Annotated in this window: 20 protein-coding genes and 1 pseudogene; 15 read left to right on the top strand and 6 right to left on the bottom strand. The window is 68.7% G+C overall.

Annotation, left to right across the window (positions count from 1 at the left end; all coding sequences use genetic code 11):
• Positions 1 to 49 precede the first annotated feature (49 nt).
• The 3 genes from ACZ54P_RS10290 to ACZ54P_RS10280 are packed head-to-tail and all read right to left on the bottom strand — an operon-like array spanning position 50 to position 2,213.
• Positions 50 to 178 carry a hypothetical protein gene (locus ACZ54P_RS10290; RefSeq protein WP_465461464.1) on the bottom strand — a complete coding sequence of 43 codons (129 nt, stop codon included), beginning with the start codon at positions 176 to 178 and terminating at the stop codon, positions 50 to 52.
• A complete protein-coding gene (locus ACZ54P_RS10285) occupies positions 175 to 1,230 on the bottom strand; it encodes a class I mannose-6-phosphate isomerase (protein ID WP_465461203.1) in 1,056 nt (351 codons plus the stop codon). Before ACZ54P_RS10285 ends, ACZ54P_RS10290 begins: the two co-directional genes overlap by 4 nt.
• Positions 1,227 to 2,213: a LacI family DNA-binding transcriptional regulator gene (locus ACZ54P_RS10280; protein ID WP_465461451.1), complete on the bottom strand. Its 987-nt coding sequence runs from the start codon at positions 2,211 to 2,213 to the stop codon at positions 1,227 to 1,229. Before ACZ54P_RS10280 ends, ACZ54P_RS10285 begins: the two co-directional genes overlap by 4 nt.
• 273 nt (positions 2,214 to 2,486) lie before the next feature.
• Between ACZ54P_RS10280 and ACZ54P_RS10275 the strand changes: the two genes are divergently transcribed.
• From ACZ54P_RS10275 to ACZ54P_RS10225, 11 genes and pseudogenes are all read left to right on the top strand, one after another.
• Entirely contained in the window at positions 2,487 to 2,933 is a 447-nt protein-coding gene (locus tag ACZ54P_RS10275) for a hypothetical protein (RefSeq protein ID WP_465461202.1), read from the top strand.
• Positions 2,934 to 2,963: 30 nt separating this feature from the next.
• A complete protein-coding gene (locus ACZ54P_RS10270) occupies positions 2,964 to 3,563 on the top strand; it encodes a phage tail tube protein (protein ID WP_465461201.1) in 600 nt (199 codons plus the stop codon).
• A gap of 24 nt (positions 3,564 to 3,587) precedes the next feature.
• Complete coding sequence (locus ACZ54P_RS10265; RefSeq protein WP_125673574.1) at positions 3,588 to 3,896, top strand: hypothetical protein; 309 nt, start codon at positions 3,588 to 3,590, stop codon at positions 3,894 to 3,896.
• A gap of 47 nt (positions 3,897 to 3,943) precedes the next feature.
• Positions 3,944 to 4,279, top strand: a complete 336-nt coding sequence (locus tag ACZ54P_RS10260) for a hypothetical protein (RefSeq protein WP_465461200.1) — start codon at positions 3,944 to 3,946, stop codon at positions 4,277 to 4,279.
• On the top strand, positions 4,276 to 5,877 hold the full coding sequence (locus ACZ54P_RS10255) for a phage tail protein (RefSeq protein WP_465461199.1): 1,602 nt from the start codon (positions 4,276 to 4,278) through the stop codon (positions 5,875 to 5,877). Before ACZ54P_RS10260 ends, ACZ54P_RS10255 begins: the two co-directional genes overlap by 4 nt.
• Positions 5,859 to 6,728, top strand: a complete 870-nt coding sequence (locus tag ACZ54P_RS10250; RefSeq protein ID WP_465461198.1) for a phage distal tail protein — start codon at positions 5,859 to 5,861, stop codon at positions 6,726 to 6,728. Before ACZ54P_RS10255 ends, ACZ54P_RS10250 begins: the two co-directional genes overlap by 19 nt.
• A gap of 14 nt (positions 6,729 to 6,742) precedes the next feature.
• Entirely contained in the window at positions 6,743 to 7,696 is a 954-nt protein-coding gene (locus ACZ54P_RS10245) for a hypothetical protein (protein WP_465461197.1), read from the top strand.
• A gap of 10 nt (positions 7,697 to 7,706) precedes the next feature.
• Positions 7,707 to 8,810: a hypothetical protein gene (locus ACZ54P_RS10240; RefSeq protein ID WP_465461196.1), complete on the top strand. Its 1,104-nt coding sequence runs from the start codon at positions 7,707 to 7,709 to the stop codon at positions 8,808 to 8,810.
• A 28-nt stretch (positions 8,811 to 8,838) separates the two neighbouring features.
• Positions 8,839 to 9,297, top strand: coding sequence for a hypothetical protein (locus ACZ54P_RS10235; protein WP_465461195.1), 459 nt, complete (start codon positions 8,839 to 8,841; stop codon positions 9,295 to 9,297).
• Positions 9,298 to 9,391: 94 nt separating this feature from the next.
• Positions 9,392 to 11,778 (top strand): annotated as a pseudogene (locus ACZ54P_RS10230) (GH92 family glycosyl hydrolase).
• Between the two features lie 203 nt (positions 11,779 to 11,981).
• The gene (locus ACZ54P_RS10225; RefSeq protein ID WP_465461194.1) at positions 11,982 to 12,350 is read left to right on the top strand and encodes a DUF3817 domain-containing protein; all 369 of its coding nucleotides are present in this window, start codon (positions 11,982 to 11,984) and stop codon (positions 12,348 to 12,350) included.
• A 77-nt stretch (positions 12,351 to 12,427) separates the two neighbouring features.
• Here ACZ54P_RS10225 and ACZ54P_RS10220 read toward each other — a convergent pair whose 3' ends face one another.
• Positions 12,428 to 12,928 (bottom strand): MarR family winged helix-turn-helix transcriptional regulator, encoded by a 501-nt coding sequence (locus ACZ54P_RS10220; RefSeq protein WP_465461193.1) that lies wholly within the window; start codon positions 12,926 to 12,928, stop codon positions 12,428 to 12,430.
• Positions 12,929 to 13,015: 87 nt separating this feature from the next.
• Here ACZ54P_RS10220 and ACZ54P_RS10215 point away from each other — a divergent pair, with 87 nt between their 5' ends.
• Positions 13,016 to 13,315, top strand: coding sequence for a thiamine-binding protein (locus ACZ54P_RS10215; RefSeq protein WP_465461192.1), 300 nt, complete (start codon positions 13,016 to 13,018; stop codon positions 13,313 to 13,315).
• 1 nt (position 13,316) lies between these two features.
• Here ACZ54P_RS10215 and ACZ54P_RS10210 read toward each other — a convergent pair whose 3' ends face one another.
• Positions 13,317 to 13,793 (bottom strand): hypothetical protein, encoded by a 477-nt coding sequence (locus ACZ54P_RS10210; protein ID WP_465461191.1) that lies wholly within the window; start codon positions 13,791 to 13,793, stop codon positions 13,317 to 13,319.
• Between the two features lie 39 nt (positions 13,794 to 13,832).
• Between ACZ54P_RS10210 and ACZ54P_RS10205 the strand changes: the two genes are divergently transcribed.
• Positions 13,833 to 14,804: a tetratricopeptide repeat protein gene (locus tag ACZ54P_RS10205; protein ID WP_465461190.1), complete on the top strand. Its 972-nt coding sequence runs from the start codon at positions 13,833 to 13,835 to the stop codon at positions 14,802 to 14,804.
• 104 nt (positions 14,805 to 14,908) lie between these two features.
• On the opposite strand, the gene ACZ54P_RS10200 is transcribed toward ACZ54P_RS10205, so the two are convergent.
• The gene (locus ACZ54P_RS10200; RefSeq protein WP_465461189.1) at positions 14,909 to 16,375 is read right to left on the bottom strand and encodes a neutral zinc metallopeptidase; all 1,467 of its coding nucleotides are present in this window, start codon (positions 16,373 to 16,375) and stop codon (positions 14,909 to 14,911) included.
• A gap of 144 nt (positions 16,376 to 16,519) precedes the next feature.
• Here ACZ54P_RS10200 and glgP point away from each other — a divergent pair, with 144 nt between their 5' ends.
• Both glgP and ACZ54P_RS10190 read left to right on the top strand, forming a co-directional pair.
• Positions 16,520 to 19,060 (top strand): alpha-glucan family phosphorylase, encoded by a 2,541-nt coding sequence (gene glgP, locus ACZ54P_RS10195; RefSeq protein WP_465461188.1) that lies wholly within the window; start codon positions 16,520 to 16,522, stop codon positions 19,058 to 19,060.
• A 115-nt stretch (positions 19,061 to 19,175) separates the two neighbouring features.
• On the top strand, positions 19,176 to 20,027 hold the full coding sequence (locus ACZ54P_RS10190) for a hypothetical protein (RefSeq protein ID WP_465461187.1): 852 nt from the start codon (positions 19,176 to 19,178) through the stop codon (positions 20,025 to 20,027).
• The last annotated feature ends 1 nt before the right edge of the window (position 20,028 follow it).

Here is a 20,028-nt window from a genome sequence, read left to right as displayed (position 1 = left end):
ATTCGCAAGGAAAGGTCCTTTCATAGCACGTGAAGAGACCCGAAGCCGGTCAGCAGCTCTGCTTGTGGAAGTACTGCGCGTTGGCGTCCATGTTCGCCTTCGTGATGGAGTGCAGCGAAGCGGTCAGGTTGCGCGTGACCTCGACCAGGTCCTGTGCGTCGAGCAGGAGCTCGCTCACGACCGCTCCCTCTTCTCCGGTGCCGGCGGCCTGCAGCGGATGACCGTGACGTCACCATCCACAATGGACTGACCGGCGTCGTGCGGGACCACGTAGGTCTCACCCTTGGCCAGTGCGTACTCGCCGCCGTGTTCGGTGCGGAGCGTCCCCGAACCGTCCATGACCACCAGCACCGCGAACGACGGGTCCAGTGACAACGATGTCGACCTACCGGAAACAGCGGGACGGAGCTGGTCGGCACGGAAGTAAGCGTCGCTGCCGTCGGCGAGCAGGTCCACAGTGGACGCTTCGTCGGCCGCCGTGCGCTTGACGATCGTGCCGAGCCGCTCTTCGTCCCAGCCCGAGGTGTCCAGCGTCTCGATGGCGGTTTCGAAGCCGATCCCGAGATGCGCCTTCTCCGGGCTCGCCAGGAAGTCGCGCCACTCCAGGGTCAGCGAGAAGTCGGTCGGCTGCTGGAGTTCGACGACGAACACGCCCTCGCCGATCGCGTGCGGCAGGCCCGCGGGGATGTAGACCGTGTCGCCGGGCGTGACGGCCACGCTGTTCAGCGCGTCGAGCATGGCTGGCGCGTCCTGGGTGCGGGCCCATTCGTTGACCGTCGCCTTGTCGACCGTCTCCTTGAAACCCGGGTACACCCGGGGGTCGTCGCCGTAGGTCCCGACCACGATCCACGCCTCGGTCTTGCCGAAATGCGAGTCGAAATGCCGACGGGCGAACGCATCCGACGGGTGGAAGTGCACCGGCAGGCGCTGTCCCGCGTCGAGCAGTTTCACCAGCAGGCCGGTCGAGTCGCCGAGCGCCTCGACGTGTTTGGCGCCGAGCCAGCCCGCCGGGTCTTCGCGGACGGCGTCGCGCAGCCAGACCCCGTCGGGGAGTTTGGTCAGGCCGTTGGTCTCCTGGCCGAACATCGTCGTGGCCGAGCCGACCCAGTCTTCGGGCCCGAATTTGGACTCCGAGGGGGCGCCCCGCAGCGCCGCGATGGCGTCGCCGCCGCGGTAGAACTGCGGCGGCTGGTTCGCCGGCAGGCGGATCGGTGAGAGGTGGCCGCTCATGACGGGGCGACCTCCCCGGAACCGCGGGCTACGAGATGCACGGGCAGAACTACCTTTCTCGGTGCGGATTGATCTCCCTGGACCCGGGCGAACAGCAGCTCCGCGGCCGCCCGGCCCAGTGCGCTCACGTCGTGCGCGATCACGGAGACCGGCGGATCCAGCAGATCCGCCAGCTCGAAGTCGTCGAAACTGATCATCGCGGGACGCCGCCGCGCGTGCGCCAGCGCGCGCAGCAGGTGCACGGCGACCCGGTTGTTGCCCGCGATCACCGCGGTGGCCGGATTCGGCCCGGTGAGCAGCCGCCGCACGGCGTCGCCGACGCTTTCGGCCGTCGGCGTCCGCATCACGACGAGGGTCTCGTCGTAGGGGATCCCGTTGCGGACACAGCCTTCCCGGAACCCGCGCAGGCGTTCGCCCGCGGTGAAGATGTCCGGGCTGTCGGCGAGGAACGCGATCCGGCGGTGACCGTGTTTCGCGAGGTGGGCGACCGCTTCGATGGTGCCGCCGATGTTGTCGACCAGCACCGTGTCGGCCACGATGTCGCCGGCGGGCCGGTCGAGGAACACCACGGGGGTCCCGGCGCGCATCTCGGGCACGAGGTAGCCGTGCTGCATCCCGGCGGGGACGACCAGGATGCCGTCGACGCGGCGGGAACAGAACTCGAGGACCAGTTCGCGTTCGCGGTCGGAGTTCTCCTCCGACGAACCGGTCAGCACCTGGCGTCCGAACGAGGTCGCGATACGTTCGACCGCACGGTTGAGTTCCGAGTAGAAGGGGTTCCCGACGTCCTCGACGATCAGGCCGATCGTCCCGGTCGTCGAGCCGCGCCGCAGGTTCCGCGCACCGAGGTTGCGCCGGAACCCGAGCTGCTCGATCGCCGCCATGACCCGCTCCGCGGTGTCCGGATGGACGGCGGGCTCGTCGTTCACTACCCGCGAGACGGTCTTGATGCTCACGCCCGCGAGCCGGGCCACGTCGCTCATCGTGGCCCGTCGGCTGGTGGTGCGGTGGCCGTTGTCCGGGCCGCTGGAAGACAACGTTGTCATAGTGGCGGGAATTGAACGCGAGCGACGCGATGATGTCAATGCCCGGTTCGCCGGGCAGGCGCTTTCCGAGTTCGAACCGTTACGACGTCCCAGTGACCGTCTGTGGGCCGTCCGGGGAGGGCACCTTCGCCCGAACGGATCCTTACGGCACAAGATCACTGAGTTACGTTGGTCACATTCCTGCGGGTCCATGGGGGAGGCGAGTGGGGGATGGGGATCACGGTTTCGGCCATGGCCGAGGTGCGCCCGTTGGTGTTCCCGAACGCCGAAAGCGTCGTGGCCGGCTATCTCAAAAGCCGCCAGGAGCTGGCCGGAGTCTCCATCGGTTCGCTGCCTCCGCCGGGTTTCGACGGGACTCAGCGCGCGGTCGTGCTCACCCGGCTCGGCGGTCATTTCGCCGACGACGATCTGCTCGACCACGCGGAAGTGCGGATCGACTGCTACGGGCCCGACAAGCCCGCCGCGCACGCGCTCACCTTGGCCGTGCGCGGGGTGCTGCCGTTGATCACCGGCGTGGCACTGGCGGACGACGTCGTCCTGCCGGACACGACGGAGCTCCAGGGGCCGTGTTTTTCGCTCGACCGCAGGTTTTCGAACGCCGATCGGTATCTCATGAAGTACCGGTTCCTGCTCGTGATCAGACAAAGACCGGCCTGACCGGGCCGGCTGAGACTGGGAGGGGCTCTCATGCCAGGACTGAACGCCAGCGAGATCCGGGTGGCGGGAACCGGATCCCTTTACGTGGCACCCGCGCACACGCCGGCTCCGGCGGATTTCACCAAGGACTGGGCGGCACCGTGGGTGAACCTCGGCTACACCAGTTCCGACGGGGTCAAGTTCGTCAAGAAGGACAAACTCGATCCGGTCGACACCTGGCAGTCGGTGGCGGCGATCCGTTACGTGTTCAGCGACCGCGACTTCTCGGTGAAGTTCTCCCTCTTGCAGATCAACAGCGACACGCTGACCTTCTTCTTCAGCTCACCGGCGCCCGTCACCCCGAACGTCTACCACATCGACGCGGCACCGCGGGTCGACGAACGCGCGCTCGGCATCGAGTTCAGCGACGGGCCCACCGTGCGGCACCGGTTCTACATCCCGCGCGGAGTGGTCACCGAAACCGACGAGACGTCGGTGACGAGGACCTCGGCGATCAAGCTCGGCGTCACCTTCACCGCGCTGACGCCGATCAGGGACAACAAGTTCGAACCGCTGGCGCAGTGGTCGATGAACGCCGCCGCGCCGACGGCGGCCGATGCCGAGAACGAGACCGAAGAACAGTCCGCGTAAGCAGAGCCAGGGGGAACACCGCAAATGGCGAAGTACAACGTCAACGCCGCCCGCGCGCAACGGCTCGAAGCGCTCGGCGAGCGGTGGGAATTCGAACTCGACGGCGAGACCTTCTCGCTGCCGACCGAGTTGCCGAGGGATTCCGTCGGCAGGCTCGCCGCGCTCGATCCGTCCGATTTGGACGGTCTGTTGCAGGTACTGCTCGGCGACGAGCAGTTCAAGCGGCTCGACGAGCACGCCGTTTCGGTGCAGGACGTCCAGGCCCTGCTGGAGGCGTACGGCCGTGACACCGGCATGTCGCTGGGGGAATCTTCGGCCTCGACGAGCTCCTGAAGGAGCACGGCGAGGCCGTCGAAGCCGATCTTCTCCGGTTCTACCGGGTGGATTTACTCGACTACTACCGCGGACGGCTTTCCGCGCGACGCCTGCGGGTGCTGATCCGGCACCTGCCGAGGGAGTCCGCGCTGGTGCGCGCGCTGCACGGGGACGTCGCCGACTGGGGCATCGCCGAACATCTGCTCGCCGGCGCGGTCGACGAACTCGCCGTGGGCAACTGGCTGTTCGTCTCCGCGAATTCCGACGAGAACGCCGAACGACCGCAGCGGCCGCGTCCGGTGCCCAGACCCGGTGTCGAAGAGGAGGAAGAGGTCGTGGCGACAACGCCTGAGCAGCTCGCCGCCTTCTTCGGCGCGCCGGTGCCGGGAGGTGGCCGGTGACCGCGCCGTTCACCCCGATCCCGCCGATCGACATCGTCAGCGGGTTCAAGAAGGCGGCCGACGAGATCGGCAAAGGGCTCGAAGAGTTCGCGAAAGGCGTCAAGGCGAGCGCCCAGTACGTGAAGGCGGACGCACAGGTCATCAAGGCCGACACACAGGCGATCAAGGTCGACTTGAGTGGAATCCAGCTCAGGAGCATCAAGGAGATCAAGGAAGCGGTCGGGGGACTGGCGAGTGGTGCGTCGAAGGCGTTCAGCGCCCTCGGGTCCAAAGCCACCGAGGCAGGGCGGGCGGTGTCCGGATTCGCCGCCTCGGCCAAGGGAACCGCTTCGTCCGCGATGACCAGTACGGGCAAGGCCGCGACCAGCGCGGGGCAGGCCGTCGGGAGACTGGGCACCAGCCTTCGCGGGGCTGGGGCCGCCGCACTGTCCGGGGCGGGGACGGGGCTCAGCAGGTTCGCGACCGGGGTCCGCGGCCTGGCGGTCGCCGCGGCGGCCGGGACACGCGAAATGGTCAAGCTGACGGTCGCGACCGCGAAGAGCGCCGCGGCGTCGGCCATCGCGACGGCCAGAACGATCGTGCAGGCCGTCGCGCAACGGGTCGTCACCGTGGCCACCAGGTTGTGGGCGATCGCGCAGACCCTGCTGAACGTGGTCATGCGGCTCAACCCGATCGGCCTGATCATCACCGCGATCACCCTGCTCGTCGGCGCGGTCGTCCTGGCGTACAACCGGAGTACGACGTTCCGCAACATCGTCAACGCCGTCTTCACCGCGGTCAAGAACGTCGTCGTCGGCGCGGTGAACGTGGTGCGGAACATCATCTCCGTGGTCTGGCCGTACGTCGCCAAGGTCATCCAGGTCGCGGTGACGGTCATCCGGACCTACGTCACCACCTACTTCACGGTCGTCAGGACCATTGTCACGGCGGTGTTCACCGCGGTGCGGTCGATCATCTCCGGCGCGATCAAGTTCGTGGTCGGCACGATCCGCGGGGTCGGTCAGGTGGTCGGCATCGTCCGGAACGCCTTCAACCAGGCCAAGGACGCCGTCAGGTCGGCGATCTCCGGCGTCATCGGCTTCGTCCGCGGCCTGCCGGGGAAGATCGTCGGCGCGCTCGGCAACATCGGCAGCACGCTGTACGGCGCCGGGAAATCGCTGATCACCGGGTTCATCGGCGGTATCCGTGACATGGCGGGGAACATCCTGTCCGCCATCAAGAACTTCATCGTCGACAAGATCCCCGGTCCGATCAAAAGCTTCCTCAAGATCTTCTCCCCGTCCCAGGTGATGGCCGGGATCGGCAAGAACATCGGCGAAGGATTGATCGTCGGCATCGACGGGACCGGCGACAAGGTCTCCACCGCGATGAAGAAACTCGTCCCGGTCCCGAATTCGGCGACCATCAAACCCGCCATGGCGAACCTGAGCACCACGATCGCCGCGACCGTGACCGGACCGCTCGGCCGGGCGGCGTCGGTGCGGCAAGCGGCCGCCGAAGCCGGGGTGACGGTCAACGTGCATCCGAGGGCGGGCCAGTCGGAATACGAGATCGGCCGGGTGGCGGCCAGGGAGGTGGCATGGGCGGCGAAGCGGTGATCACCGGCGTGCTCGCGCTGCCCACGTACACGGTGGACGGCTGGGCGGGAAACACGGTCGACGGTGACGGTGTCGAATGGTGGGTGACCAAAGAGGACGGCTGGTCCAGCGCGCCGGGAGTGCGCCTCGAACTGTCCGACCGGCCACAGCGTGACGGGAGTTTCGACGCGCCCTCGTTCCGGTCGGCGCGGGTGATCACCTTGGAGGGCACGGCCGTCGCACCGGACGAGGACACCCGCGAGCGGGCGAAAGACCGGCTGGTGGCGGTGCTCGCGGACGGGTCGGCGCTCGCCGAATTCGCCGTCGCCGAACGGACGGTGACCCGGCGCGCGCTGGTCCGGCTCACCGCGGGCACGAAGGTGGTGGACACGACGCCGGTCAGTTTCGACTTCTCCGTCCAGCTGGTCGCGCCGGATCCGTTGCGGTACGGCGCCGTCGTCCACGAGGAATCCTGCGGCCTGCCGAGGCCGGGTAGCGGGCTCACGTTCCCGCTCACCTTCCCGCTGGCGTTCGGTGAATCCGTCGACGGGGTGATCGCGGTGACGAACGCGGGCACCACCACCGTGTGGCCACTGTGGACGATCACCGGACCGTGCACGCAGCCGGTGATCCACAACGATTCGACGGGTGAACGGCTCGCGTTCTCCTTGAGCCTGGCGGCGGGGGACGTGCTCATGGTGGATGTGGCGGCCCGGACCGTCCTGCTCGGCGGGGTGTCCCGGCGCGCGGCCCTGCTGCCGAGGTCGAAGTGGTTCGGTTTCCTGCCCGGCAGCACCACGATCGGTTTCGATTCGTTCGACGACTCGGCGTCGGGGAGGCTCACCGTGAGCTGGCGCGACGCCTGGATCTAGGGGAGGCAACGGCGATGGCAGAGCGGCGTCCAGGGTGGGGAAACGGGGTCGAAGCCGCCGACGCGCGGCTGGTCACCGGCGCGCTCGTGCAGGCGCAGGGCATCGGCGACGCCCTCGACCCGCTCCGGGTACGGCCGGGGATCCGCGACAGCGCGGGTACCCCCGGCAACTGCGTACTGGCGAGCAACAAGGTCACGGTCAACCCGTTCCAGGCGGTGCTCGCCGATCCGGCGAAACCCGGTGACGGCGCCTACATCGTCACCCTCGACGCGGCGAGGGAACTCGCGTTCGGCGCGCAGCACGCGTCCTTGCGCCGGATCGATCTCGTGGTCGCCGAGATCACCTCCGAGGGCCGGTTCGCGGTCACCTTGTACGCCGGGGAGAACTCCGCGACGCCGGTGCGCCCGGTGCCGTCGGGCAGTCCCTTCCTCGTGCTCGCCGAGATCACCGTGCCGCCCGCGGGGAGCGTGCCAGGACCGTCGCTTGTGGACAAACGGCAGTTCACCGCGGCGGCGGGGGCGATCCTCCCGGTGCGGGGCGAAGCCGACCTCCCACCGGTCGGGCCCGCGCACGGCAGCCAGTTCGTCTACCGGCTCGACACCGGTCAGCTCCAGGTCAAGAAAGGGGGCGCTTGGGTCGCCTACCGGCCGCCCCGCGGCGACACCTGGCATGCGGCCACCCTTCAGAACGGTTGGCAGAACTACGGTGCCGGGTTCAACGGCGCCGCCTACACGTTGATGGACGACGGCTGGGTGCGGTTGCGTGGCCTGGTCAAATCCGGCACCTTCGACAAGCCGATCTTCACGCTGCCGGTCGGTTTCCGTCCGGTCGCGCAGTGGCTGCTCCCGGTAAGCACGAACCCCGATACGGTCGGCCGGGTCGACATCCATGCCAACGGATCGGTGATGGCCACCACGGGCAGCGCCGGCTGGCTCAGCCTGGACGCCCTGACCTTCTCCACCTACTAGCGGGCAGGCCATGGGCACGACGTACACCTACCTCATCGCGGACCTTCGCGAGGGCACGATCCTGGACGAACTCCCCCTGTCCGGGGTGTCGTTCGACAAGAAGCTGAACGACGTCGGGACCTTGCGGGGGCAGGTGCGCGTCGACGATCCGGTGCTGCGGGCGCGGGAGCCGCGGGTGTCGACCGAACCCGGCCGGACCGCGATCTACGTCGATCGCGACGGGGATCTGTTGTGGGGCGGCGTCATCTGGACGAGCCGGTACTCCGCGGCCAAGGGTGTGCTGGAACTCGGCGCGTCGGATTTCCTGTCCTACTTCGACCATCGGCTCGTCCTCGACCCGGCCGATCTGGCCAAGACCGTGACCTTCACGGGGGTGGACCAGATCACCGTGGCGCGGGGTGTCGTCGGCCTCGCCCAGTCCCATGTGGACGGTGATCTGGGGGTGACCTTCCTCGGGGCCACCGCTTCGGGCGTCGCGCGGACGGTGAGCTACGCGCCCGCCGAAGCCAAGGCGGTCGCCGAGGTGCTGCGGGATCTCGCGGGTGCCGACAATGGTTTCGACTTCACCTTCGACGTCCGCTACGACGGAAGCGGGGCGATCGAGCGTTTCCTGCGGTTCGGCCATCCCCGGCTCGGGCAGCCGGGCGGACCGCACGTCTGGGAGTACGGCGCGAACCTGATCGACTTCACCTGGCCGAGCGACGCGGCGAGTATGGCGACGCGCGTGCTCGGGACCGCGAGCGGGCAGCCGGGCGCGCCGGTGATCCGCGCCGATCCGACCGCGTCCGCGGCGGGCTGGCCGCTGCTGGAAGCCGTCGCGCCGCAGCTGGACACCGCCGACGGCGCCTTGCTGGCGGCGCACGTGGCCGGGGAACTCTCCGTCCGGCGGCGACCGGTGGTGCTGCCCGAACTGACCGTACGGGCGGATCTCGACCCGGTCGTCGGCTCGTACTCGGTGGGCGATGACGCGCGGGTGCTCGTCGACGACCCGTTCTTCGCCGGAGACCTGCTCGACGTCACCGTCCGGATCCTCGGCCTTTCCGTCACTCCCGGCGATGACGCCGGGCTGGAGGAGGTCGTGCTGACCGTGGCACCGATACTGGGGACCGGATGAGCGCGTTCCCTTCCCGGCCGGAGGCGGTATGAGCAAGGTCTACCAACCCGACACGCTGGTGTCGGAGCTGCGCGAGATCCAGCGCCGGCTCCGGTTGCTGGAGGCAGGCGCTCCCCGGGTCGCGATGGCGATGGCCGCCGCGGCCCCGGCGGGTATCGCGCTGGGCGAGCCGTTCGCCCCCGCGCGGCCGTCGGACTGGCCCGGCACGGAGTCCACGGACTGGGAACCCCTTCTGCGTGCCTTCGTCACGCCCGGCCGGGTGCGGCTGATTATCGAGACCGTCGCGGGCGAGGGGACCGTGGGCCGCGTGCGCCTGCTGCTCGACGGCGATTCGCTGGCCACCGAGCTGGGCGCGGGCGAAGACGTTTCCCGAGAAGTCGTCGAACTGGACATCGAGGACGAGCCGACCGAGATCGTCCTGGAAGGACTTCGGCAGTCGGGGCCGGGCACGGTCCGCGTCGCGGCTTTCGTGCTGCCGCTGTCCTGAATCGGACAGGGTTCGGCGGACCTCTTGACCGGGTGGTCGGTTCTTGTCGAAGGTGAGCAGGCAGCGACAACGTTGTCAGGAGGCGGCCTTTCCCATGCCTGCACGCACTTCGACCCGCGTCGCCGGGTTGCTCACCGCGCTCGTCGTCCCCGCCGGGCTGCTCACGCCCGCCGCGTCGGCCGCGCCCGGTGGCGACCCCGTGGACGCGGTCAACACCTTCATCGGCACCAAGGACGACGGCAACACCTTCCCCGGCGCTTCGGCGCCGTTCGGGATGACCCAGGTCAGCCCGATCTCCTCGCATTACGCCGGCTACCGCTACGACGACACCGCGATCCGCGGCTTCGGGCATTTCTTCCTGTCCGGCGCGGGCTGCTGGGAGCAGGGTGGCCTCGTGTCGACCCTGCCCACCACCGGCGCGGTCGGCCCCGGCGCGGCGTTCGACACGGGCAAACCCGAGACGTTCGACCACAAGCGGTACGCCTCGCCGTACACGCACGAGGGCGAGGTCGGGAAACCCGGCTACTACAAGGTGCGGCTCACCGGCTACGGCGGCGTCGACGCCGAGACCACCGCGACCACGCGGACCGGTGTCGAGCGCTACACCTTCGCTAAATCCGGTGACGCGAACGTGTTCGTCAACGTCGGGCAGGCCAATGACAAGGAGCCGGTGACGGCGAGCCAGGTCCGCGTCGTGGGGGACCGCACAGTCGAAGGGATGGTGGAGTCCCAGGCGTTCTGCGGCGGGAAGCCGTACAAGACCTGGTTCACCACGACGTTCGACAAGCCGTTCAAAGCGTTCGGCACCTGGTCGCCGACCGGCGGCACTCCCGGTTCGAAGGAGGCCTCCGGCGGCGAGGGCCTGCGTGGTGCTTGGCTGACCTTCGACGGCGGTCAGGTCACCGCGACGACGGCGATCTCCCATGTGGACGCTTTCGGGGCCCGGCTCAACCTCGCGTCCGAGAAGAACCGTTCGTTCGACGCGGTCCGCGACGGCGCTCAGCGTGCCTGGCGCAAGGAACTGTCCTCAGTGGACATCCGTGGCGCGGCGAAGGACGACCGCACGGTGTTCTACACCTCGCTCTACCACGCGCTGCTGCAACCGTTGACCGGCAACGACGCCGACGGCCGCTACCGCGGGTTCGACGACAAGATCCATCGCGCGCTGGGGTGGACGTACTACGAGTTCTTCTCGCTGTGGGACACCTATCGCACGCAAAACCAATTGCTCGCCTTGTTGCGGCCGTCGCGCGCGAAGGACGTCGCGAAGTCCGTGCTCGCCATCCACGACCAGGGTGGCTGGCTGCCGCGCTGGGCGTACGCGAACCAGGAGACGAACACGATGACCGGCGATCCGGTCACGCCGTTCCTGGTCGACCTGTGGCGGTTCGGGGCGTTGTCGGGCAGGAACTGAAGGCGTACCAGGCACTTCTGCGGAACTCGCGGGAGATCCCGCCCGCGTCGTCGCCGTTCCAAGGCCGTTCGGGAAACGCGAGCTACCAGAAGGACGGGTTCGTCCAGTACGACAAGGACTTTCCGAAGAAGGGGCAGGACACCGATCCGCACCACGGGGCTTCGGCCACGTTGGAATACGCGCTCGCGGACTGCTCACTGTCCATCATGGCCGAGGGGCTCGGCAAGAAGGACGACGCGAAGGCCTTGGCGGACAAGGGACGCGGCTATCGCACGCTGTGGGATTCGTCGGTGACCGACCGCGGCTTCACCGGGTTCTACCGGCCCAAGCTCGAAGGCGGCGAGTGGTTCAGCCCGGCGGGCAAGCCGTTCGACCCGCAGAGCCAGGACGGGTTCCACGAGGGCACGTCGTGGCAGTACCAGTGGCTGACCCAGCAGGACGTCCCCGGCCTGGTCGACCGCATGGGCGGCAAGGAGAACGTCGGCAAGCGACTCGACGATTTCTTCGCCTACGGGGATCTGGTCAAGGATCCGGCGAAGACCGTGCGCGAGGAATGGGTCGTCGGCCCGTACAACTACTACAACCAGTTCCGCTACAACCCGAACAACGAGCCGGATCTGCACTCGCCCTGGCTGTACACGCTGACCGGGCAGCCGTGGAAGACCTCGGCCGTGGTGCGTGCCGCGCACACGTTGTTCACCAACGCGCCGAACGGCGTCACCGGCAACGACGACCTGGGCACCATGTCCGCGTGGTACGTCTTCAGCGCGCTGGGCCTGTATCCGGTTGTCCCGGGCACCGGGCAGTTCGTGCTCAACGCGCCACGGTTCGAGAAGTCCGTGGTGCACCTGGAGAACGGTCGCGACATCACGATCGAAGCCGACGGCGCGGACACGTCGAAACTCCAGTACGTCCAGGGGCTCGGGTCCGGTTCGCAGCGGGCATATGTCGGTTTGGAACAGTTGACGCGAGGGACCACTTTGGACTTCCGCCTGACGGATGACGCCGCGAAGGCGAAGTGGGCGACCGGCCCCGAAGGGGCGCCGAAGTCACCGTGTGCGGGGTGATCCGACTGGTTTAGACCGGTTCGCAGCGGGGGTCGTGAGGAGCATCACGGCCCCCGGTGTTCCGGTGAGGGCCGTCACGCCTCACACTGGTATTACCACGTCCGACAGCGCTGTTGACGTCCTTGACGAGTCCGTCTTGGACAGTGCTCGTCGGACGTAGTCATGTGTGTACACGCAGTGGTGAGACCCCACAGGAGGAGAAAGTGTCCAGCAAGGCCGCTCTAGTATTCCGCGTGGCCGCGGTAGCCGAAGCCCTCTCCTGGGCAGGGCTGCTGGTCGGGATGTTCCTCAAGTACGCCGTCAAGCTCGGCGAGGGCGGCGTTCCCGTCCTCGGCATGGTGCACGGCGTCGTGTTCGTCCTCTACGTGCTGGTCTCCCTGTCCGTGGCGAAGCCGCTCGGCTGGCGCCCGAAGACCCTGATCCTGGCGCTGCTCTCCAGCATCCCACCGCTGTTCACCTGGCTGTTCGAGTCCTGGGCGCTGCGCAACGGCAAGCTCGACGGCCCGCAGCGGCTGTCGCACGGCGGTGTCGGCCTGTTCGCCCGCACCCCGGAAACCGCTGCCGCCGCCTGATCTCCGGTCCCCAAGTACGTGAAGGCCCCCTTCACTGCGCTAGACGCAGTGAAGGGGGCCTTCACGTACTTCCGGGGTTATTCGGTGAAGTCGCCGGTGGCTTTGCGGACCTTGGTGAGCAGGTCGGTCAGCTGCTCGGTCTGCTTGCCGGTGAGGCCGGTCAGCCCGAAGTCGATTTCGGTGACCGCCTTGGTGGCCTCTTCGCGGCGTACGCGGCCTTCTTCGGTGATCTCGACCAAGGTGGTGCGGCGGTCGGTCGGATGCGGGACACGCTTGACCAGGCCGTCTTTTTCGAGCCTGTCGACGATGTTGGTGACGCTCGTCGGGTGCAGTTGCAGCCGCTCGCCCATCACGCGCATCGGCAGACTGGACGCGCGGGCGAAGGTCAGCAGGACCAGTGCCTCGTACCGGGCGAACGTCAGCCCGTGCGGTTTGAGGGCACCGTCCACCGCGGACTGGATGATCTGTTGCACGCGCATGATCCCGGTCACCGCGGCCATGGTTTCGGACGGCCCGATACGGGCCTCCCACAGCTGCGCCGCGCGGGCGATCGGGTCGAACGGCAACGGACGGCTCATGGCGTTCGAAGTTACCAGCGGGTACCCGTGCCACGTCGCACGACCGGGTGTTATGCGTGGGAAAAGTGTCTGAACGAGGAGCAGAAGATGATCGTGGCCTTCAGTGTCAGCCCGTCCGCGACCGAGGAAGACGGCGGGGTCAGCGAAGCGGTCTCCCGCGCGGTCAAGGTGGTGCGCGAGTCCGGCCTGCCGAATTCGACCAACGCGATGTTCACCAACATCGAGGGCTCCTGGGACGAGGTCATGGACGTCGTCAAACGGGCCGTCGAGGCCGCCGGTGAGGGTTCGTCGCGGGTCGGGCTGGTGCTCAAGGCCGACATCCGGCCGGGTTACGAAGGCCAGCTGACCGCGAAGGTGGAGCGCGTCGAGAAGCACTTGGGCGAATGAGTCAGGGGAGTGGCGGGGTGAACGAGACCAGCCACAGCTTGTCCTTGACCGCGATGGCCACCACGTAGCCGAACACGCTGCCGTCGGCCAACTTCCCGCTGACGGTCGCCGAAGTCGGCGCGAGATCGTCCGGGGCGAACTTCACCGTCACGTCGTGGGCGCCGCGGCGGGCCAGCGCGTCGATATAGGACTTCGCGAAGTCGTCCGCCGAGGCGGGCGGATAGTCGATGAGTTCGGAGAGGGCCTCGACGTCGTGTTCGTTGAGCGCGGCGGTGAGGCCCTCCCGGAGTTGGCCGGGACTGGCGACACCAGGGTCGGGTTGATGGGCGATCAGTACCGTGATGACGCTCACCCAGACGATGGCGACGGCGATCGCGGCGGCCACCGTGGCGGTCCTGCGGGTCGGAATGTCGATCACCCCCTCGTGGGCGAGCCTGCCGGAACGGAACCGTCCTGCCAAGCGGGCAGCCGGGGGCATGCGGTGAAACGCTCGGGGATGCGTGCCAGGATGGAACCCGTGACACACCCACGCGGATCAGCATCGAAGACGGCGGCCCTTTCCGCCGCGCTTTCCGGCGCGGTCGACCTTTCCGCGCTCAAGGCGCGTGCCGAGGCGCCCCAGAAACAGCCTCCTGCCCCTCCGCGGCCCGCCGACGGTGCCGCGCCAGGCGGTCCCGCCACGGCGGGTGCCGTGATCGAAGTCACCGAAGCGACCTTCCAGGCCGAGGTCGTCGAGCGATCCCTGCAGCAGCTGGTGGTCGTCGACCTGTGGGCCGAATGGTGCGGGCCGTGCAAGCAGCTCAGCCCGGTGCTGGAGCGCCTCGCCGCCGAGTCCGGCGGTGCCTGGGTGCTCGCGAAGGTGGACGTCGACGCGAACCCGCGCATCGCGCAGCTTTTCGGCGCGCAGTCGATCCCGACGGTCATCGCCATCGGCGGCGGCCAGCCGGTCGACGCGTTCTCCGGCGCGCTGCCCGAACCCGAGATCCGCAAGTGGCTCGGCTCGCTGCTCGACGCGCTGCGCGACCGGCTGCCCGGCATCAAGGCGGCCGAGGAGAACGGCGGCGGCGTCGAACAACCGGAGGACCCGCGGTTCACCGAGGCCGAGGAGGCCTTCGAACGCGGTGACTTCGCCGCGGCGCAGGCGGCCTACGAGCGCATCCTCGACGTCGAACCGGCGAACGAGGAGGCGAAGACCGCGCTCGCGCAGGTCAAGTTCACCGCGCGCGCCGAGGCCGCCGGCCCGGACGCGATCGCGAAGGCGGACGCCGACCCGGCCGACCTCGACGCCCAGCTCGCCGCGGCCGACCTCGAGGTCGCCGGGCAGCAACCCGAGGCGGGTTTCGCGCGGTTGGTCGCGGCTGTGCGGCGTACCGCGGGCGACGACCGCGACAAGGTGCGGGAACACCTGGTGGCGCTGTTCGACCTGTTCGACCCGACCGACGAGCGCGTCATGAAGGCGCGACGGGACCTGGCGAGCGCGCTGTACTGAGGTTTCGCAACCCCCGGATGCTATGAAAGGTCCTTTCCTTGCAAAATTTGCAAGGAAAGGACCTTTCATAGCACTTCAGGGACCCGTGACCGGACCGCTCACGATCAGCCGTACTGGGTCGAGCACACCGACGAGCTCTCCAGGTAGCCCTTCCGCAGCGCCTCGATCCGCTCGAAACCGTTGTCCACGCGCTTGCCGTTGACGTCGGCCGAGACGAGGCTCTCCGGGCTCAGCAGATCCGAGATGGCCTCGTCGAGGTCACCGGACGAAAGCCGCAGGGTCGCGCCGGGCACCGTGCTGGCCTTCGCCCACGCGCCGACCAGGCACGCGGTACGCAGTCCGGCGTTCGCGTTGTCGATCGACGCGCCGACACCCTTCTGGATGCCCATCGCGTAGCGGGACGCGATTTCCGAGAACGCGGCGAAGTCGCCCTTGCCCTCGCTGTGCCCGCTCTTCCACTCGGCTTCCTGGTCGACCGGCTGGGCGAGTTCGCGCAGCTTGGCCATGTCGATGCTGACGGTGTTGTTCGACGCGCAGTACGACGCGGGCGGGGTGCTGGGGCCGCCGGCACAGCTGCCGTTGCCGTCCTCGGTGATCTCCGGGCCCGGGACGCCGGCGCCCTTGAAGGCCTCGTCGAGGCTCTTCTTCAGGATCCCGACGATCTCGGCGTCGATCTTCTCGTCACCCTTGCCCTTGTCACCCTTGTCGAACGGGCGCTCGGTGATCCGCGCCTTGATGTTCTCCTCGTTCATCGCGGCGCATTCCTTCGGGCCCTTCTCGAACCCGACCTGGAACGCGTACGTGCGGTCGAACGCCGTGCCGTGCGCGCCCTGCTTCGTCGCGCTGGTGCCCGCCTGGTCGCGGATCAGGAACAGCGACGCCATGACCTGGTTGAGGCCTTCGGACGTGGAGACGCGGTAGAACTTGCTCTTGTCCTCGGCGACCCAGCGGAAGTAGCCGCCGGCGAAGCAGTCGGCCTGCTGCTCCTTGACGATCGACGGGGTGTTCTTCTTGATGCTGGCCTTCTCGCCGAGCCGGTACTGGACGGCGTGCCCGAGTTCGTGCGCGAGCACGACGGCGCCGGCCATTTTCCCGAACCGTTCGCGGAGCATCGGCAGCAGCACGCCGCGGTCCCACGCCACCGAATCGTCCGGCGGGCAGTAGAAGGCGTTGACCAAGCCCTTGACGCTGCCGCATTCGGTGTCTTCGTCGTCGGTCCGCGCGCTGTAGGACAGCAGCGACTTCAGCGGCTCGTACGGCTGGCCGAAGTCACGCGGCATGACCTCGGCCCAGTAGGTCTGCGCGTCGGCGATCGCGGCGATGGCGAGCTTGTCGTCCTCGGAGCCGTCCTCGTTGCGGACCTGCAGGTCCGGCTTGGGCGCGTCCGGCTTCAGCCCGCTTTCGAAATGCGTGACCGGCAGTCCGGCGATGTCGCCGGCTCCCGGCTGGCTGCCTTCCTTGCCGGTCGAGCTTCCCTTGTCGCCGCAAGCGCTCAGCCCGAGGGCCAGCACCGTCACGACCGCGATCAGAGCCGGGCGGCGACCTAAGCCCCGCGCTCCCCCTTGGATCATCTTCACTCGCTTGTCGTCAGGGCCCCGACCGGGCCGCGTACTCCGGCAAGCAGGGACCATACCCAGCGCTTATGGCCCGCGTGCAGGTAATCCCCGAAGTGGGTCTTGAGCGGGGCGGGGTCGGTCCCGATATGGTCGCTCCTCATGAGAGCTGTCCGCCGGTTCACCGTCCGCGCGAGCCTGCCGGAGTCGCTCTCCGGCCTCGGTGACCTCGCCACGAATCTGCGCTGGACCTGGCATCCGCCGACCCGCGACCTGTTCGCGTCGATGGACGCCGAGCTGTTCGACCGCGTCCGCGACCCGCTGCGGATGCTGACCGCCCTGCCACCGGCCCGGCTCGACGAACTGGCCGTCGACGACGCCTTCCTCGCCCACGCGCGCGAGGCGGTCGCCGATCTGGACCGCTATCTCGCCGAGCCGCGCTGGTACCAGAAGCAGGCCGACGCCGATCTGCCGTCGGCCGTCGCGTACTTCTCGATGGAGTTCGGTGTCACCGAAGCACTGCCGAACTACTCCGGCGGCCTCGGCGTGCTCGCCGGCGACCACCTCAAGGCGGCGTCCGACCTCGGCGTGCCGATGATCGGTGTCGGGCTGCTCTACCGTGCCGGGTACTTCCGGCAGGCGCTGTCGCTCGACGGCTGGCAGGTCGAGCACTACCCGGTGATCGACCCCAACGCCTTCCCGCTGGAGCTGGTGACCGACGGCGGCAAGCCGGTGCTGGTCGACGTCGCGATGCCCGCCGGGCGCACGCTGCACGCGCAGATCTGGAAGGCCCGCGTCGGCCGGATCCCGTTGCTGCTGCTGGACACCGACACCGAGACCAACGACGAGGATCTGCGCGCGGTCACGGATCGGCTCTACGGCGGCGACGCCGACCATCGCATCCGCCAGGAGATCCTGGCCGGGATCGGCGGCTTCCGCGCGGTGCGGCGGTACTGCGAGCTGACCGGGCATCCGCAACCGAAGGTGTTCCACACCAACGAAGGCCACGCCGGGTTCCTCGGCCTCGAACGTGCCCGCGAGATCATCCAGGCCGACGGGCTGGCGTTCGACGAGGCACTGCCCGCCGTCCGCGCGGGCACCGTGTTCACCACGCACACCCCGGTCAGCGCCGGTATCGACCGATTCCCCGTCGACCTCGTCCAGCGGTACTTCACCGACGGCAGGCTCGTCCCGGACGTCGACCCGCGCCGCGTGCTGGCGCTCGGCGCGGAGGACAACCCCGGCCTGTTCAACATGGCGCATATGGGATTGCGGCTCGCGCAGCGCGCGAACGGCGTCTCGGCCCTGCACGGCCGCGTGTCACGGCGGATGTTCTCCCGGCTGTGGCCCGGCTTCGACTTCGACGAGGTGCCCGTTTCGTCGGTCACCAACGGCGTGCACGGGCCGACCTGGGTGGCACGCGAGCTGAGCGCGCTGCTCGGCCGCAACCACGAGGAGTGGGGCCTCGACGGCACCCAGGGCAAGCCGCTGCGGGACGGCGTCAGCGACGAGCAGCTGTGGGCACTGCGGCGTGAACTGCGCGAGAAGCTGGTCGCCGAGGTCCGGCGCCGGGTGCGGGCCGCGTGGATGCAGCGCGGCGCGTCCGCGCTCGAACTCGGCTGGACCGACACGGTCTTCGACCCGGACGTGCTGACCGTCGGCTTCGCGCGCCGCGTGCCGACGTACAAGCGGCTCACGCTGATGCTGCGCGACCCGGAGCGGCTGCGCGCGCTGCTGCTGGACGAGAAGCGCCCGATCCAGCTCGTCGTCGCGGGCAAGTCGCATCCGGCCGACGAGGGCGGCAAGCAGCTGATCCAGCAGATCGTCCGGTTCGTCGACGATCCCGAGGTACGGCGCCGGATCGTCTTCCTGCCCGACTACGACATGTCCATGGCGCGCTACCTCTATCGCGGCTGCGACGTCTGGCTGAACACGCCGGTCCGCCCGCTGGAGGCGTGCGGGACCTCGGGGATGAAGTCCGCGCTGAACGGCGGCCTCAACCTGTCCATCCGGGACGGCTGGTGGGACGAGTGCTACGACGGCAGCAACGGCTGGGCGATCCCGACCGCGGACGGCGTCACCGACCCGCTGCGCCGTGACGAACTGGAGGCCGCGGCGCTGTACGACCTGCTGGGCCACCAGATCGCGCCGCTGTTCTACGACCGCGACGCCGACGGTGTGCCCGGAGGCTGGCTGTCGATGGTGTGGCACACGTTGGAGACCCTCGGGCCGCGCGTGCAGGCGTCGCGCATGGTGCGGGAGTACGTCGAAGCGGGTTATCTGCCCGCGTCGCGGATGGTGGCCGAGGCGACGGGCGACGGGTACCGCGGCGCGCTGTCGCTGGCCGACTACCGGACCAAACTCGACGTCTCCTGGCCACGGGTGCGCATCTTCGACACCGAACTGCTCGTCGAGGACGCCGCGCCGATGGTCACCGGGACCGAGGTGATCATCCGGGCGCGGATCGACCTCGCCGGTCTCGAACCGTCCGAAGTGGACGTCCAGGCCGTCGTCGGGAAGGTGGGCGACGGGGACGAGCTGAGCGAACCCGTCACCGTCGGCATGTCCGGCGACGGGATCGGCGCGTTCTCCGCGCGGCTGAAGCTGCCGCATCCCGGCTCGATCGGCTACACCGTCCGGGTGCTGCCGAAACACCGGTTGCTCGCGACCCCCGCCGAACTCGCGCGGGTGGTCCTGGCCTGAGCGGCTGTCAAGCCGGTAGCGAACAAAGTAAAACCCTGATCTTCGATTTCCGCCGAACAATGACAAACACACAGGTGAAATAGACTTTGCCGGGCCTATCCCGAATATCGGAGGAATGGTGGCTTCGGCGAAGGAAACGAAACTGTCGCGCCGGGCCAAGGACCGGCTGCATCACATCCACGCCCGCGCCGGTATCCGGCAGGAGGGGCTCGCCCACGCACTCGGGCCGGAACTGCGCGCCATCTGGGGCATCGCCGAGGACGCCGAGCCCGGCCGGGTGCGCGAGATCGTCCTCTTGCGACTGAACCGCGTCCTCGGCCGGTTCGCCGATCCGCTCATGCCCGACATCGTCTGGACCGCCTACAACCTTGGCGTGGATCCGGCGGACGGCGAGTCGGGAATGGTCGGCAGGCTCCGGGGTCTGGTCGGCCGCGGCCAGGTCGGCGTCTCCGAGCGGACCTGCACCCGGCGGTTCTACGAATTCCTGGGGAGCGTCAAGAACAGTCTGGACGGCTTCCAGGAGGACCTCACCGGAGAAGACTTCAGGCTCGCTTCGCAGTGGCTCGCGAGGAACGTCCGGCCGGATCGGGAAGAGCTCGCCAGCCCCAGCGCGCTTCCCGAGGCCACCCGCGAACTCGTGTCCCCGGTACTGCGGACGTTCCTCGAACGCACGGTGTGGGGTCCGGCGGATCCGGCGGGCGCGCCGCTCCCGGCCCGGCTCGGCACGCACGGCGACTGGTTCTGCGTCTTCACCGACGAGCGGTTGCTCACCGAGTACCGCGCGGCCACCGGTGCGGGCTGGCCCCGGATCCACCGCCGGACCGGGCGCGAGGTCGTGGCGGCCGCCGCCGGCCGGGCGGTGGCGACCGGCGTGCTGGTCAACCCGCGCCCGATGCGGGGCTCGGGCATCGACGCGGCGCTGCCGTTGTCACCGGACTCGGTCGCCCGGCTGACGATCCGCCGGTAGG

This window comes from Amycolatopsis sp. NPDC034160, from assembly GCF_055575355.1.
Note: the sequence above shows the minus strand (reverse complement) of the source record. Positions and strands in the feature narration are given on the sequence as shown.

Bases quoted from the DNA above. Each gene is read 5' to 3' on its own strand.
- ACZ54P_RS10285 (WP_465461203.1), bottom strand. From the start codon at position 1,230: ATGAGCGGCCACCTCTCACCGATCCGCCTGCCGGCGAACCAGCCGCCG.
- ACZ54P_RS10280 (WP_465461451.1), bottom strand. From the start codon at position 2,213: ATGAGCGACGTGGCCCGGCTCGCGGGCGTGAGCATCAAGACCGTCTCG.
- ACZ54P_RS10275 (WP_465461202.1), top strand. From the start codon at position 2,487: ATGGGGATCACGGTTTCGGCCATGGCCGAGGTGCGCCCGTTGGTGTTC.
- ACZ54P_RS10270 (WP_465461201.1), top strand. From the start codon at position 2,964: ATGCCAGGACTGAACGCCAGCGAGATCCGGGTGGCGGGAACCGGATCC.
- ACZ54P_RS10265 (WP_125673574.1), top strand. From the start codon at position 3,588: ATGGCGAAGTACAACGTCAACGCCGCCCGCGCGCAACGGCTCGAAGCG.
- ACZ54P_RS10250 (WP_465461198.1), top strand. From the start codon at position 5,859: ATGGGCGGCGAAGCGGTGATCACCGGCGTGCTCGCGCTGCCCACGTAC.
- ACZ54P_RS10245 (WP_465461197.1), top strand. From the start codon at position 6,743: ATGGCAGAGCGGCGTCCAGGGTGGGGAAACGGGGTCGAAGCCGCCGAC.
- ACZ54P_RS10240 (WP_465461196.1), top strand. From the start codon at position 7,707: ATGGGCACGACGTACACCTACCTCATCGCGGACCTTCGCGAGGGCACG.
- ACZ54P_RS10235 (WP_465461195.1), top strand. From the start codon at position 8,839: ATGAGCAAGGTCTACCAACCCGACACGCTGGTGTCGGAGCTGCGCGAG.
- ACZ54P_RS10220 (WP_465461193.1), bottom strand. From the start codon at position 12,928: ATGAGCCGTCCGTTGCCGTTCGACCCGATCGCCCGCGCGGCGCAGCTG.
- ACZ54P_RS10215 (WP_465461192.1), top strand. From the start codon at position 13,016: ATGATCGTGGCCTTCAGTGTCAGCCCGTCCGCGACCGAGGAAGACGGC.
- ACZ54P_RS10210 (WP_465461191.1), bottom strand. From the start codon at position 13,793: ATGCCCCCGGCTGCCCGCTTGGCAGGACGGTTCCGTTCCGGCAGGCTC.
- ACZ54P_RS10200 (WP_465461189.1), bottom strand. From the start codon at position 16,375: ATGATCCAAGGGGGAGCGCGGGGCTTAGGTCGCCGCCCGGCTCTGATC.
- glgP (WP_465461188.1), top strand. From the start codon at position 16,520: ATGAGAGCTGTCCGCCGGTTCACCGTCCGCGCGAGCCTGCCGGAGTCG.
- ACZ54P_RS10190 (WP_465461187.1), top strand. From the start codon at position 19,176: ATGGTGGCTTCGGCGAAGGAAACGAAACTGTCGCGCCGGGCCAAGGAC.